Raw genomic sequence first — 13,232 nt, 5'->3', positions numbered from 1 at the left:
ACGATTAACAATTAATGATTTTTCACTTTTCATTCTTCACTTTCCACTAACCCCATTGCCTCTTCAAACAAGGGTTTGTAAAAATCGGGTAGAGGAGCGTGGTATTTGTTTTCATACACGCGCTGTAATACCTCATAAGGCTGTAAGTCGTTGAGGGTAAGTTCGCTTTGTAAAACCGTTTGTTGAGTTTTGTTTTGTTGCTGGTAGCGCACATCAATACGCGCTAAGCGCACGTGCTTGTTAGCAATAGTTTTTAGAATACTGTTTTTCAGTTCGGGAGCAGGCTCTTTGAGCAGTACTTTCACTTCTAAATAGGGAGCTACACTCTCACTTGTTGCTTCGGGTAAAGCTGTGAGAAGATGTAAAACCTCCTCAGGAGGAAGTGTGCGCTCAGGAATACTGAGCAAAGGGATGTGAATAGGTAGAGGAATAGGTTTGATGCCCTGTACTTGTCCGTTTTCTATGGAGAAAGTTACTACTTGGTGGGTATAGTGTTTTTCGGAGAACGAAAGGGGTATAGGACTTCCTGCATAACGTATATGGGCATCGCCTAAGGCTTGAGCTTTGTGAATATGTCCTAAAGCGACATATTTCAGTGCTTTTGGGAAACTTGAAGGCTGTACGCTCTCCATTCCCCCAATGATAGGACGCTCAGCAGTATCTTCTTCACTGAGTTCAGCCCCCGAGGCGTGTAAGTGTCCCATAGCAATCAGCGGTTTACCGTTGGCAATAGCCAAAGCTCTTTCGGTAATTTCTTGGTAAAAAGTGGCAATTCCCTTACCGTAATCCGAAAAATCATCAGTTTTAGGTGTATCGCCTAAACGCAGAAAAGGCACAGCAAGACAGTAAGCTACAATCTCGCCTTTGCTGTAAAGTGGAAGGATAAGAGCATCGTAGTCAATTTCGTGAATTTCGTTTCGCTTGATGTGTCCTATTAAGTGCACTTGAGTATTTTCTAAAAGAGGCTGAGGCATTTCAAGCCGCACGGGAGAATCGTGATTACCTGCAATAGCAATGATTTGTAAGTGGGGAAAACGTTCGGTAGCTTGGTGTAAGAAGTGATAGAATTGTTTAGTAGCAGCTACCGAAGGGTTAGCAGTATCGAACACATCACCACTGATAAGGAGTACCTCAATAGCTTCAGTTTCCAGTAGTTGTAGGAGAGTGTTTAGGAAAAATTGCTGTTCTTCGTAGCGATCATATTGGTAGAATGTCTGTCCTAAATGCCAATCGGCAGTATGTAGAAAGTTCATTGTTTCTTTTTGTAGAGGTGTTTACTTAATTCTTCAATAGAAATAAAGAAATGTCCATACCCTTTTTCAGTAAGTCTATTTCTTAGAAAATTGTCCATCGTCCAGATTTTGTGTTTAATCTCTAAATGTAGAGCTATAAAAGGATAATCATTGTAGTCGATATCTTTAGTTATCTCTTCAGCTTTCAAAATAAGATCTTTACTAACTTCTTTTTTTATATTCACAATAGTGATACCTTCTAATAATTGTTTAAATTCAGCCAATAATTGTTTCTTAGTCTTATTATTTTTGAGACGAGGTACAATATCTGTTATATGTTTAGTAACTTCTTTGATAAGGTAGTCAGGTACTATGTATTGTATTTTTTTTTCTCTCTGCTAAAATATTAGCTACAAAACCATTAGGAGAGATTAAAGCACTCATAAAAATATTACTGTCGGCAATGATAATCATAGTTTTCTAACCTTTGTAAGGTATATTAAAGTCTTTACACATTCTTTTAGCAATGCCGCGATTAACCTTTTTAGAAATAGTCATAGTAAAAGCATAGTCTTCAGGGGTCATTTGGTATTCTTCAGCGGCTGCTATAATTTCCTCTGGAGTCATTTTTGTTGCTTTAGAGGCTTCTAATACTTCCTCAGAAAAAATAGGGGTGACCTCTGCAAAATCAAAGGTTTTGATGTAGTTTACAAGGTTTTGAGCTTGTACACTGTTGCTATTGATAGTGATAGTGTAACACATAATATTCCATATTTTTGGCAAAGATACTACATAATTAGCTAATTAGCAAATTTGTCAATTCAAAAAAAAGTATTACATTTGTCGCCTGAAAATAATTGTTGATGAGCAATCGGCAATTGTTAGTTGAACATTACCAGCAATATGGAAAAAAATTATAAAATGGTAGCCAAAACTTTCTTCGGTTTTGAAGATATATTGGCTGACGAACTTCGCAATTTAGGCGCTATGCACGTAACTAAAGGTGTGCGCAGCGTGCAATTTGAAGGCGATAAAGGCTTTATGTACAAAGCAAACCTCTGTTTGCGCACCGCCCTAAAAATCCTCAAACCTATCCACTCTTTCTACATCCGCAACGAAAAAGAGTATTACCAAAAACTTTACGACTTTAATTGGCAAGAAGTTTTGGATCTTAGCCAAACTTTTGCTGTAACAGCTACCCTGCAAACCGAGATATTCAACCATACACAATATGTCGCTCTCAAAGCCAAAGACGCTATTGCCGATGCTTTCCGCAACGCTACAGGGCGTCGCCCCAGTGTAGATGTGCTCCACCCCGATGTAGCTATTCACATTCATATCCAGCGCAATGAGGTGATTGTATCGCTTGATAGTTCAGGCACTTCTCTCCACCAACGCGGTTACCGTACAGCTACTAATATAGCGCCTATCAACGAGGTATTAGCGGCAGGCATACTGATAATGAGCGGTTGGCAAGGGCAATGTGACTTCCTCGACCCTATGTGTGGTAGTGGTACTTTCCTTATTGAGGCAGCGATGATTGCTTGTAATATTCCAGCCAATGTACACCGCAAAGAATTTGCTTTTGAACGTTGGAAAGATTTTGATGAGAACCTCTTCAATCTTATTTTTGGTAGTTGTATCAAAAAAATACGTGAGTTTCACTATCAGATTGTAGGCTATGACAAAGCGCCTTCGGCAGTAGCCAAAGCAAAAGATAACCTCGCAAATGCCGACCTTGGTGACTATATTCAAGTATTCCAAAAGGACTTTTTTACAACCGAAAAAGAAGATAAACAAAAACCCTTGCATATAGTGTTCAATCCGCCTTACAACGAGCGTTTGCAAGCTGATACTGAAGAGTTGTACTCGTCTATAGGCAACACTCTCAAACGCAATTACCCCAATACCGAGGCGTGGTTTATCACCGCCAATTTAGAGGGAATGAAATATGTAGGTTTGCGACCCACCCGCAAAATTAAACTTTTCAATGGTAAATTAGAAAGCCGATTGTTACAGTACAAAATGTATGAAGGAAGCAAAAAAACAATGAACAAAGAATAATTAACAATTGATAATTAACAATTGATAATTAACAAAAAAGCTGTCTTTTGAGACAGCTTTTTTGTTATATCACTAATTTCTAATTCCTAACTCCTAAAGAATATAATCTGTATTGATGAAGTTAGACGCACCAGTACGCAATAAATTCTCTACTATCTTGTCGTTGTAATCGTTGTTTTGGAACGATACAAAGGTACGGATAGAGAATGAGCGCAAGGCATCGTGTACGCTTAATGTACCCACAGCCGAGTCTTTTCTACCAGTGAACGGGAATACATCTGGACCTCGCTGACATAAACTGTTCAAATTCACGCGGCAAAGCATATTCACTAACATATCAATTAGTGGGGAAAGCTCGTGAGGGTCTTCTCCAAACAAACTGATTTGCTGTCCGTATTTAGAATCCGAAATCTCATCAATAATCTCATTGATGTTAGAGAAAGGTTTTACAGGTACAAGTGGGCCAAATTGCTCCTCATTGTACACTCTCATATCCTTAGAAACAGGATAGAGTACTGCTGGGAAGATAAAGTTATCCGTGCGTTCACCGCCTTTTTTGTTCTGAATGGTAGCCCCTTTAGCAAGCGCATCATCTATGAGTTCTTGTAAGAAAGCAGGTTTTTCTACCTCGGGTAGGGGAGTGAGGGCTACTTTCTCTTCCCACGGATTACCGAATTTAAGGGCATCTACTTTTTCAGCAAAACGCTTTAAAAACTCATCTTTTATTTTAGCGTGTACATAAAGAATTTTTAATGCTGTACAACGCTGTCCGTTAAACGATAAGGCTCCTTTTACACATTCGTCTACTGCTAAATCTAAGTTAGCATCGGGGAGGATAACTCCTGGGTTTTTAGCTTCCAAGCCAAAAACAAGGCGCAAACGGTTTTTCTTAGGGTGCTGGTCTTGTAGTGCAATAGCTGTTTTGCTGTTGCCTATGAGCGCCAATACATCCACTTTGCCACTTTGCATAATAGGCGGAGCTACTGTGCGACCACGCCCATAGAGAATGTTGATTACCCCACGAGGAAAAGAATTTTGGAAAGCTTCTAATAGAGGCGTAAAGAGTAATACCCCGTGTTTAGCAGGCTTGAAAATAACGGTATTACCCATAATAAGTGCGGGAATGATAAGCGCAAAAGTCTCATTTAGTGGGTAGTTGTAAGGACCTAAACAGAGCACAACGCCTAAAGGGCCACGACGAATAAGAGCATACACCCCATCACGTCGTACAAATTTAGACGATTCGTTGTCAAGTTCCTTATAAGCGTTGATAGTGTCATAGATGTATTCTACCGTACGGTCAAACTCTTTGCGAGAGTCATCTAAATTTTTACCAATTTCCCACATCATCAGTTTTACCACCTCATCGCGTTGTTTTTCCATCTGTTTTACAAACTTGAGCATAGCGCTGATGCGGTCTTTCACTTTCATTGTAGGCCATAAACCTTTGCCCTTGTTATAAGCCTCAGTAGCCGAATGTAAAGCTTCTAAAGCATCGCTTTCACCCAGCGAAGGTACACTGCCTAAGAGTGTGTGTGCATACTTTTCAGTAGATGAAATAGTGGAATAAATATCAGTGAACTCACCTTTCCACTCACGGAGTTCGCCATCAATGAGATAAGTCTCTTGGCGAAACGGTTTTACTTGAAATTGTTCTGGAATCATATTCATTTGTCGATTTGTAAATTTGCCAATTTGCTCATTGACAAATTAGCTAATTATTACACTCTTCCTTTAAGGGCATTGAACACCCAAGCAATAGCGAAGAAACCAATGCCTACAGCTCCAAAGCCAAAGCCTGCAACTTCGTTGTATTTAAAAGCTCCCAAGGCGATAAGCCCTAAGCCTACTACAATCATTATAAGGGTTGCCCACCCCAAAACTGTATTCTTATTCATAGTATGATATTCTATTATGTTGGTTACAAAACGCAAAGATACAGATAATTAGTAAACCAACAAAAAAATATTCAAACAACACACGGCGTTTGTATTTAAAACAATAACTTATATGTCTTGGAAATAAAGGCTATAATAGTAAGAAATATTAGATATTTTTTCAGAAAAAGTCCCAAAATCGTATTTATGTCCTATACTTTGGCAAAGTATCACACTTTACTAAAGTTGATTATTCTGATAATCAATCATTTTTCAGAGTATGTTGTGTAGGAAAGCCAGCGATAGCTGGGTATGTGCTGCAAACGCCCTTAAAGAAAAAACTTTTTCAAACAAACTCCGAATAGAAGTAAATTTCCAAATTTGCTAATTTCCAAATTTGCTAATTGACAAATTATTCTTACCTTTGCCCCAAAATAATAGTACTCCTTAGTATTAAAGGATTTAAGAATGAAACGCTTAGTAATATTAGGCGGTGGTGAGAGCGGTGTAGGTACTGCAATTTTGGGTAAACAAAAAGGTTGGGAGGTATTCCTTTCCGATAAAAATTCCCTTAAACCTCACTATCGCGAAACCCTCACTAACGAGGGAATAGAATGGGAAGAAGGTACTCACACCGAAGAGAAAATCCTCTCTGCCGATGTGATTATGAAAAGCCCTGGCATCCCCGATAAAGCCCCTATCGTGAAAAAAGCTCGCGAAAAAGGTATCCGCATTATCTCGGAAATAGAATTTGCCAGTGAGTATACACATAGTCTCATTGTGGGCATCACCGGAAGTAATGGTAAAACCACCACTACCTTGCTCACTCATCACATCTTTAAAGAAGCAGGTTTGCAAGTAGGCTTAGGCGGCAATATAGGCTATAGCTTTGCCGAATTGGTAGCTACCGAAAATCCCCCCTATTATGTGCTTGAAATTAGTAGTTTTCAGTTGGATGGCATTGAGCATTTCGCCCCTCATATCGCAATACTGCTCAACATCACCCCCGACCATTTAGATCGCTACGACTACAAGTTCGAGAACTATATCGCCTCTAAATTCCGCATCGCGATGAATCAAACCGAAAACGATTACCTCATCTACGATGCCGATGACCCAGTGATTGAAGAATGGTTACAACACCATACCCTAAAAGCTAAACTCATACCCTTTTCCATAGAAAAAGAACTCCCCTACGGAGCTTTCCTAAAAGATAACAAAATACACATTATGTTAGAAAATCAAACTGCTGAAACTACTGAAATCGATGTAGAAGAAATCAGCTTGCGTGGTAAACACAATATCAAAAACACAATGGCTGCAAGTGTAGCAGCCCGCTTGGTAAATATTCGCAACAACTCTTTGCGCGACAGCCTCAAAGGATTTAAAGGTGCCGACCACCGCCTCGAAGAAGTAAAAGTGGTAGATGGCGTTACTTATGTAAACGATTCTAAAGCAACCAATGTAAACTCAGTGTATTTTGCCCTCGATACCATTAAAACCCCTATCGTGTGGATAGTAGGAGGTCAAGACAAAGGCAACGACTACAACGCCTTGTTACCCTATGTACACGAAAAAGTAAAAGCTATCGTGTGCTTAGGCGTTGATAACGAACCTATTTTGCGCTCTTTTAGCAATAGCGGAAAAGAAATGATAGAAACCCAATCTATGGACGAAGCCGTGAGAATCGCCAAAAAATTTGCTGCCGAAGGTGATACCGTACTGCTTTCTCCAGCTTGTGCAAGTTTCGATTTATTCAAAAGCTACGAAGATCGTGGCGACCAATTTAAAGCAGCTGTAGCTCGCTTGTAATCTCTGTTTAGGTGATGCAAGAATGGCTCTCTACACACATCAAAGGAGACCGAGGACTATGGGTAACTATCCTGCTCTTCACACTCGCTTCTCTCCCAGCAGTCTATAGCACTAGTACAAACTTGGTGTATGTTGTTGGGAAAGGAACAACTATAGGCTATCTCGTCAAACATTTAGTTTTTGTTGCAGGAGGTTATACAATTCTTTATTTGGTACACAAGCGCCCTTATGCTCAATTTCGCGTTTGGTCAAAATTACTACTTCCTGTTGTGGTGCTTCTCTTGCTTATCACACTCCTCAAAGGAACTACTATCGAAGGTGCTAACGCCAGCCGTTGGCTCAGTGTCTGGGGAATTTCATTTCAGCCTTCAGCACTCGCTTTAGTCGTACTAATGGCTTATGTAGCTTCCTATTTAGCTAAGAATTACGGCAAAAAACTCACTTTCAAAGAAACTTTCTTACCCCTATGGGTGCCGGTAGGACTCATCTCAGGCTTGATTATGATATCTAACCTCTCTACCGCCGTACTCATACTCACTTCGGTGGTAATTCTATCGTTCTTAGGTAAATTCCCAATGAAACACATACTCTCGGCTATGCTTATAGCTATTGCTTTTATGGGAGTTTTCTTCTTGTTTGTAAAAGCTTTCCCCGAAGTAATGCCCAATAGGGTCGATACTTGGATGAGCCGTATCGAATCCTTTACCGCTGGTGACGACGAAAAAGAAGGCTACCAAATTGAACGCTCTAAAATGGCCATAGCCAAAGGAATAGGGTTAGGTCAAGGCCCTGGCAAAAGCACAATGAAAAACTTCCTCCCTCAAAGCTCCTCCGACTTTATCTTTGCTATCATCACCGAAGAATGGGGAACTGTAGGAGCTATATTCATAATGTTACTCTACATACTATTGCTCGTTCGCATTGTAGCAATTTCACTCAAAGCACCCACCCTATACGGTCAGTTGTTAGTGTTAGGCTTAGGCATCCCTATACTCCTGCAAGCAGTTATCAATATGGGAGTAGCAGTAGAACTCTTCCCAGTTACAGGGCAAAACCTCCCACTTATCAGTAGTGGAGGAACCTCATTTTTAGTAACTTGTATAGCTTTAGGATGCATACTTTCCGTAAGTGCTCAAAAACGTAAAGACGGCAAAATGGAAAAAGACAAAACTGAAGCCGATATAGAAGAAGAACTCGCCGAAAGCGCTCTCCGCCAAATGAAGAAAAACACTAATATTGAATAAACATTTTAACTTTTTCACTAACTAAAAAATGTCTAAAAAAGGAGTATTACTCGTAAATGTAGGGTCGCCCGATTCCCCTGCTGTAAAGGATATCAAGCGATACCTAAGAGAATTTTTAATGGACGAACGTATAATTGATTTGCCTTATCTATTGCGTTACACTTTGGTAAATGGCATCATCCTCAATACACGTCCGCCAAAAACAAGCAAAGCTTATCAAAAAATATGGTGGAACGAAGGTTCTCCCCTCATTGTGATTACAAAACGACTCACTGAAAAAATACAACAACAAGTCTCAGTACCTGTGGTAATGGCTATGCGCTATGGCAACCCCAATATAGCCAGCGGCCTCCAACAATTGTACGACCAAGGAGTAGACGAGGTGCTTTTGATGCCCCTTTACCCTCAGTATGCAATGGCTACCACTCAAACTATTGAGGTATTCGCTCAGCAATTGGTAAAAAAGCAGTTCCCAAAAATGAAACTTATAAAATTCCCTGCTTTCTTTCATCGCTCCGAGTATATAGAAGCATTAGCCGAAGTAACCCGCAAATACTTAGAAAACAACCCTTGCGACCATCTGCTGTTCTCCTATCACGGAGTGCCCGAACGCCATCTGCGCAAAACCTCTCCTACCCCTGCTCACAAAAATATAGTGGAAAATACCTCCTGTTGCAATCCCTATAGTGAGGAAGGAAAATATTGTTACCGAAGCCATTGCTTTGAAACCACTCGCTTGTTAGCCCAAAAATTAGAATTGAAAGAAAATACCTACTCACAATCATTCCAATCGCGTTTAGGCAACGATAAGTGGATAACCCCTTTTACTGCCGATAAAATAGCCCAACTCGCTCAACAAGGCGTGAAAAAATTAGCGGTTATTACCCCAGCTTTTGTTACCGATTGTGTAGAAACACTCGAAGAAATTGAAATGGCTGGAGGCAAAACTTTCCGCGAAAATGGCGGAGAAGAGTTCAAAATGGTTCCCTGTCTCAACGACTCGGATTTGTGGGTACAAGCCCTTGTTACTTGGATTAGAAATAACTAATAACATAGCACAAAATCTAACAGATAACTATGAATGATTTTCTTGACATACAAAATGCTAAAAAGAAAAAACGCACTAAAAACATTATTGGAGTAATAGTGGGTGTGGTGTCTTTTATTGTGGTATTTTTAGCAGCATTCTTTACGACGCGCTATCTCACAAGCTCCTTCTTTTCAAAAGGTAAAAACGATTTAGTTACCGATGAGATGAAGAATCAAGTAGCCGAAATAAACCGGCAATTACCACAAATAATAGAAGAGGGGGTGCGCTTAGATAGTGTTGCCCTAAAAGGGGAAAAAACTATGGGGTATTATGCAACCCTTTTTAATTTCGATTCCGAAGAAATAGAGTTCAACACACCAGCAGCTAAGGATGCTATTTTGCAAAATTTGAGAAGCAATTGCGAAAAGATGCGCTTTTTCATTGATAATGATATTACACTGTTGTATTATTACTACGATGAAAACAAAAAACTTGTATCCGAAATAAGAATACCCCCATCACTATACAAATAACAAAACACCTAACATCTAACAAAAATGAGTATTATTATTGCCATTGACGGCTATTCGTCAACCGGAAAAAGTACTACTGCCAAAGCTGTAGCCAAAGCATTAGGCTACGTTTATATTGATACTGGTGCGATGTACCGCGCCGTTACTTATTTAGCCTTAGAAAAAGGCTATGTTTCTACCTCGGGCATCGAAGTAAAACCGCTGATGAAAGCCCTGCGAAAGTCGGAAATAAAGTTCGTGTACAACCCTGAGTTGGGATTTTCTGAAATTTATTTAGACGGTAAGAATATCGAAAACGAAATACGCGGTATTGAAATAGCCAATTGGGTGAGCGAAGTTGCCAAACAACCCGAAGTGCGCACTTACTTAGTAGACTTACAACGCAAAATGGGTAAAGACAAAGGTATTGTAATGGACGGGCGCGATATAGGTACAACGGTATTCCCGAATGCTGAACTTAAAATATTTATGACCGCTAGCGAACAAGTGCGCGCCCAGCGCCGTTATAAAGAGTTGCAAGCCAAAGGCGATAAAGCATCGTTCGACGAAGTGCTTGCCAATATCCAGCACCGCGACCATATCGATACTACCCGCAAAGAGTCACCTCTCAAAAAAGCCGATGATGCCGTAGTAATTGATAATACCAATCTTACTATAGAGGAACAAGTACAAAAAATCTTAGCATTTGTTAATTGTTAATTGTCAATTGTCAATTGTTTTGTATCTTTGCCCCCGAAATAAAGAAAAGAACTATGTGCGAAAATCAACATACGTGTGGCTGTAGCAATGCCGAAACCCGTCATAATTGGACGAAAGAAGAAATAATGGCTATTTACAATAAACCCCTAATGGAGTTGCTCTACGAAGCCGCTACCGTGCACCGTAAATATCACGACCCTAACTCGGTACAAGTCTCTACACTTCTCTCTATTAAAACCGGAGGTTGCTCCGAAGACTGTGCTTACTGTCCGCAATCGGCGCGTTACGAAACCGAAGTAAAAATAGAAAACGCCGATATGATGAGTGTTACTCACGTAAAAGCCCAAGCCCTTCGTGCTAAATCAGCAGGAGCTTCACGTGTGTGTATGGGCGCAGCGTGGCGTAACGTAAAAGATGGTCCCGAATTTGAACAGGTGCTCGAAATGGTGCGTACTATCAATAAGCTGGATATGGAAGTGTGCTGTACACTCGGTATGCTTACCGAAAACCAAGCCAAACGTTTGGCGGAAGCAGGCTTGTATGCTTACAATCACAACCTCGATACGTCAGAAGAATACTACAAAGAAATCATTTCTACCCGTAGTTATGACGACCGCCTCAAAACGATTGACAACGTGCGCAAAACCAATATAACTGTGTGCAGTGGAGGGATTATTGGTATGGGTGAATCACTCGAAGACCGCGCCGGAATGCTCGTGGCACTCTCAACGCTCAATCCACAACCCGAGTCGGTACCTATCAATGCCTTAGTACCCGTAGAAGGAACGCCTTTGGAAGACTGTGAGCCCGTAGATATCTTCGAGATGGTGCGTATGGTAGCTACCGCGCGTATCGTGATGCCACAATCTCAAGTGCGCCTTTCCGCAGGTCGTACCCAAATGAGCCAAGAAGGACAAGCTCTCTGTTTCTTTGCGGGAGCCAACTCTATCTTCGCAGGCGATAAGCTCCTCACCACTCCTAACCCCGATATCAATGAGGATATGCAAATGCTCGGCGTACTTGGTATGCGTATTCAGAAACCTTTTGAAACGCATCCACAGCCTCATACGGTAGAAGCAGAAGATTCTCAATACCACTCCTTAGGTGAAAACCCTAAATGGACGCGCCCTAACCATAAAATAGAGCGCAACGAAGAAAAAAGGAAGATGGTTAAAATAGCACATTAGTAAATCTGCTAATTTGCTAATTATCTAATTTCCAAATTTTCTAATTCTATGTCTCCCGAAATTCTCAAAGAAATCATCACAACCCCAATGCCTTATGGCAAGTACAAGGGTACTATGATTGCTGATTTACCTTCCTATTACCTCGAGTGGTTTAGCACTCAAGGATTTCCCAAAGGAAAATTAGGAATGCTATTGGCTACCACTTTCGAGATAAAAACTAATGGTCTACAAGAGATAATCGATAAACTAAAAGAATATGTTAGTCAAGAAAGTTAACGGAAAGCAACCTACCTTTGGGGAAGGTTGCTTTTTTGCTGAAAATGCTACCCTTACCGGTGATGTGCACTTAGGCGACCGCTGTACCGTGTGGTATAATGCGGTTATTCGTGGCGATGTAAACACTATTTGCATAGGTGATGACACCAATATCCAAGATGGTGTAGTGATTCACGCTACCTATCAAACACACCCCACAACCATTGGCAATCGCGTGTCCATAGGGCATAATGCTATTGTACACGGCTGTACTATCGAAGATGATGTGCTTATAGGTATGGGAAGCATCGTAATGGACGGATGTGTGGTAGAAAGCCATAGCATTGTAGCTGCTGGAGCCGTAGTACCTCCTAATACCCATATAGAAAAAGGGAGTCTTTATGCTGGCGTTCCTGCTAAGAAAATCAAAGAAGTAACCGAAGAACAACGTGCTCTTATTGAGCGTACCGCCACCAATTACCCCAAATACGCCAGCTGGATAGACAACTAATTTTATAGATTTGACAATCTACAAATTTGCTAATTAACAAATTATTCGTATCTTTGCCATTATTTTTTAAACTAAGAATATCGATGAAAAAAATTATTGTAGCTGCAATGCTTGTGTTTTTCTCAGTAAAAACATTCGCGCAAGACCGTCAACATCAAGTAAATTTAAACATCTTGAACGCCATTTGGTTAGCTTCTGTTGAAGTAGGTTATGAACACTTTATCGCTGATAACCAATCTATCGAAGGTGAATTGTTCTTCAACGACCGTTTTTCAGTGATTCCTAAAGGCGGTGGGAAGTATAATGCTACTAGCATAAAAGTAGGCTATAACTATTATTTTGAAGAAGATGGAGGCACAGGTCTCTATGTAAACCCTTTTGTAAAACAACGTTTTGGTAATTATAAATATCCAGATACTAAAACTAACCCAACAAAGTTAGATAGCTTTATCTTAGGAATTGGTGTAGGTTACCAATGGAACTATGAAGATACCTTTGTTGTAGCTCCTTATGCTAATATTGCTCGCAACTTCGGTAAAGGCGTAAACGACGACAAAAAATTCTGGGCAATCGAACCTAATTTTGGTATCAAAATAGGTTATAGATTCTAATCACAAATTGCTAATGAACAATTGGTAATAACAATCAAAGAGGCTGTCTGAAAAGTCTCAAAATTGCTTTTGCATCATAAACTTCTGTCAAAGTCCCAAAACTTTGACAAAGTCTATAAGCCTGATAATCAATCACTTTTAGGGTATGTTATGTAGGAAAGCCAGCGATAGCTGGGT

Annotated in this window: 14 protein-coding genes and 1 pseudogene; 10 read left to right on the top strand and 5 right to left on the bottom strand. The window is 40.3% G+C overall.

The features are described from left to right. Nucleotides 1-29 precede the first annotated feature (29 nt). The 3 genes and pseudogenes from HMPREF9073_RS12445 to HMPREF9073_RS12435 form a co-directional block, all read right to left on the bottom strand. Nucleotides 30-1,253 carry an exonuclease SbcCD subunit D C-terminal domain-containing protein gene (locus tag HMPREF9073_RS12445; RefSeq protein ID WP_009414134.1) on the bottom strand — a complete coding sequence of 408 codons (1,224 nt, stop codon included), beginning with the start codon at nt 1,251-1,253 and terminating at the stop codon, nt 30-32. After that, nucleotides 1,250-1,706 (bottom strand): annotated as a pseudogene (locus HMPREF9073_RS15580) (PIN domain-containing protein). Before HMPREF9073_RS15580 ends, HMPREF9073_RS12445 begins: the two are co-directional and overlap by 4 nt. 6 nt (nt 1,707-1,712) lie before the next feature. After that, complete coding sequence (locus HMPREF9073_RS12435; RefSeq protein WP_009414132.1) at nt 1,713-1,994, bottom strand: hypothetical protein; 282 nt, start codon at nt 1,992-1,994, stop codon at nt 1,713-1,715. A 141-nt stretch (nt 1,995-2,135) separates the two neighbouring features. Between HMPREF9073_RS12435 and HMPREF9073_RS12430 the strand changes: the two genes are divergently transcribed. After that, the gene (locus tag HMPREF9073_RS12430; protein WP_009414131.1) at nt 2,136-3,296 is read left to right on the top strand and encodes a class I SAM-dependent RNA methyltransferase; all 1,161 of its coding nucleotides are present in this window, start codon (nt 2,136-2,138) and stop codon (nt 3,294-3,296) included. A gap of 93 nt (nt 3,297-3,389) precedes the next feature. On the opposite strand, the gene HMPREF9073_RS12425 is transcribed toward HMPREF9073_RS12430, so the two are convergent. Further along, entirely contained in the window at nt 3,390-4,967 is a 1,578-nt protein-coding gene (locus tag HMPREF9073_RS12425) for an NADP-dependent glyceraldehyde-3-phosphate dehydrogenase (protein ID WP_009414130.1), read from the bottom strand. Nucleotides 4,968-5,017: 50 nt separating this feature from the next. After that, the gene (locus tag HMPREF9073_RS16060) at nt 5,018-5,194 is read right to left on the bottom strand and encodes a CAL67264 family membrane protein (protein ID WP_009414129.1); all 177 of its coding nucleotides are present in this window, start codon (nt 5,192-5,194) and stop codon (nt 5,018-5,020) included. 447 nt (nt 5,195-5,641) lie between these two features. Between HMPREF9073_RS16060 and murD the strand changes: the two genes are divergently transcribed. The 9 genes from murD (at nt 5,642) to HMPREF9073_RS12380 (ending at nt 13,055) form a co-directional block, all read left to right on the top strand. Then, nucleotides 5,642-6,985, top strand: a complete 1,344-nt coding sequence (murD, locus tag HMPREF9073_RS12420; RefSeq protein WP_009414128.1) for a UDP-N-acetylmuramoyl-L-alanine--D-glutamate ligase — start codon at nt 5,642-5,644, stop codon at nt 6,983-6,985. Between the two features lie 14 nt (nt 6,986-6,999). Further along, nucleotides 7,000-8,229: an FtsW/RodA/SpoVE family cell cycle protein gene (locus HMPREF9073_RS12415; RefSeq protein WP_009414127.1), complete on the top strand. Its 1,230-nt coding sequence runs from the start codon at nt 7,000-7,002 to the stop codon at nt 8,227-8,229. 28 nt (nt 8,230-8,257) lie between these two features. Beyond that, a complete protein-coding gene (gene hemH / locus HMPREF9073_RS12410) occupies nt 8,258-9,277 on the top strand; it encodes a ferrochelatase (RefSeq protein ID WP_009414126.1) in 1,020 nt (339 codons plus the stop codon). A gap of 29 nt (nt 9,278-9,306) precedes the next feature. Beyond that, the gene (locus HMPREF9073_RS12405; protein WP_009414125.1) at nt 9,307-9,792 is read left to right on the top strand and encodes a hypothetical protein; all 486 of its coding nucleotides are present in this window, start codon (nt 9,307-9,309) and stop codon (nt 9,790-9,792) included. Between the two features lie 24 nt (nt 9,793-9,816). Beyond that, nucleotides 9,817-10,491: a (d)CMP kinase gene (gene cmk, locus HMPREF9073_RS12400; RefSeq protein ID WP_009414124.1), complete on the top strand. Its 675-nt coding sequence runs from the start codon at nt 9,817-9,819 to the stop codon at nt 10,489-10,491. A 53-nt stretch (nt 10,492-10,544) separates the two neighbouring features. Next, on the top strand, nt 10,545-11,678 hold the full coding sequence (bioB, locus tag HMPREF9073_RS12395) for a biotin synthase BioB (protein WP_034555930.1): 1,134 nt from the start codon (nt 10,545-10,547) through the stop codon (nt 11,676-11,678). A gap of 48 nt (nt 11,679-11,726) precedes the next feature. Next, nucleotides 11,727-11,954: a DUF3820 family protein gene (locus tag HMPREF9073_RS12390; protein WP_009414122.1), complete on the top strand. Its 228-nt coding sequence runs from the start codon at nt 11,727-11,729 to the stop codon at nt 11,952-11,954. Next, complete coding sequence (locus tag HMPREF9073_RS12385) at nt 11,935-12,444, top strand: gamma carbonic anhydrase family protein (RefSeq protein WP_009414121.1); 510 nt, start codon at nt 11,935-11,937, stop codon at nt 12,442-12,444. The genes HMPREF9073_RS12390 and HMPREF9073_RS12385 overlap by 20 nt, the downstream gene beginning before the upstream one ends. An 83-nt stretch (nt 12,445-12,527) precedes the next feature. Beyond that, nucleotides 12,528-13,055: a hypothetical protein gene (locus HMPREF9073_RS12380; RefSeq protein WP_009414120.1), complete on the top strand. Its 528-nt coding sequence runs from the start codon at nt 12,528-12,530 to the stop codon at nt 13,053-13,055. The last annotated feature ends 177 nt before the right edge of the window (nt 13,056-13,232 follow it).

This window comes from Capnocytophaga sp. oral taxon 326 str. F0382 (assembly GCF_000318295.1).
GTDB classification, from domain to species: Bacteria; Bacteroidota; Bacteroidia; order Flavobacteriales; family Flavobacteriaceae; genus Capnocytophaga; species Capnocytophaga periodontitidis.
The sequence above is the reverse complement of the archived record's forward strand: the minus strand, read 5'-3'. Positions and strand labels throughout refer to the sequence as shown.

Coding starts and splice junctions, on each gene's coding strand:
- murD (WP_009414128.1), top strand. CDS start 5,642: ATGAAACGCTTAGTAATATTAGGCGGTGGTGAGAGCGGTGTAGGTACT.
- HMPREF9073_RS12415 (WP_009414127.1), top strand. CDS start 7,000: ATGCAAGAATGGCTCTCTACACACATCAAAGGAGACCGAGGACTATGG.
- HMPREF9073_RS12405 (WP_009414125.1), top strand. CDS start 9,307: ATGAATGATTTTCTTGACATACAAAATGCTAAAAAGAAAAAACGCACT.
- HMPREF9073_RS12425 (WP_009414130.1), bottom strand. CDS start 4,967: ATGAATATGATTCCAGAACAATTTCAAGTAAAACCGTTTCGCCAAGAG.
- HMPREF9073_RS16060 (WP_009414129.1), bottom strand. CDS start 5,194: ATGAATAAGAATACAGTTTTGGGGTGGGCAACCCTTATAATGATTGTA.
- HMPREF9073_RS12445 (WP_009414134.1), bottom strand. CDS start 1,253: ATGAACTTTCTACATACTGCCGATTGGCATTTAGGACAGACATTCTAC.
- HMPREF9073_RS12390 (WP_009414122.1), top strand. CDS start 11,727: ATGTCTCCCGAAATTCTCAAAGAAATCATCACAACCCCAATGCCTTAT.
- HMPREF9073_RS12380 (WP_009414120.1), top strand. CDS start 12,528: ATGAAAAAAATTATTGTAGCTGCAATGCTTGTGTTTTTCTCAGTAAAA.
- cmk (WP_009414124.1), top strand. CDS start 9,817: ATGAGTATTATTATTGCCATTGACGGCTATTCGTCAACCGGAAAAAGT.
- HMPREF9073_RS12385 (WP_009414121.1), top strand. CDS start 11,935: ATGTTAGTCAAGAAAGTTAACGGAAAGCAACCTACCTTTGGGGAAGGT.
- hemH (WP_009414126.1), top strand. CDS start 8,258: ATGTCTAAAAAAGGAGTATTACTCGTAAATGTAGGGTCGCCCGATTCC.
- bioB (WP_034555930.1), top strand. CDS start 10,545: ATGTGCGAAAATCAACATACGTGTGGCTGTAGCAATGCCGAAACCCGT.
- HMPREF9073_RS12430 (WP_009414131.1), top strand. CDS start 2,136: ATGGAAAAAAATTATAAAATGGTAGCCAAAACTTTCTTCGGTTTTGAA.
- HMPREF9073_RS12435 (WP_009414132.1), bottom strand. CDS start 1,994: ATGTGTTACACTATCACTATCAATAGCAACAGTGTACAAGCTCAAAAC.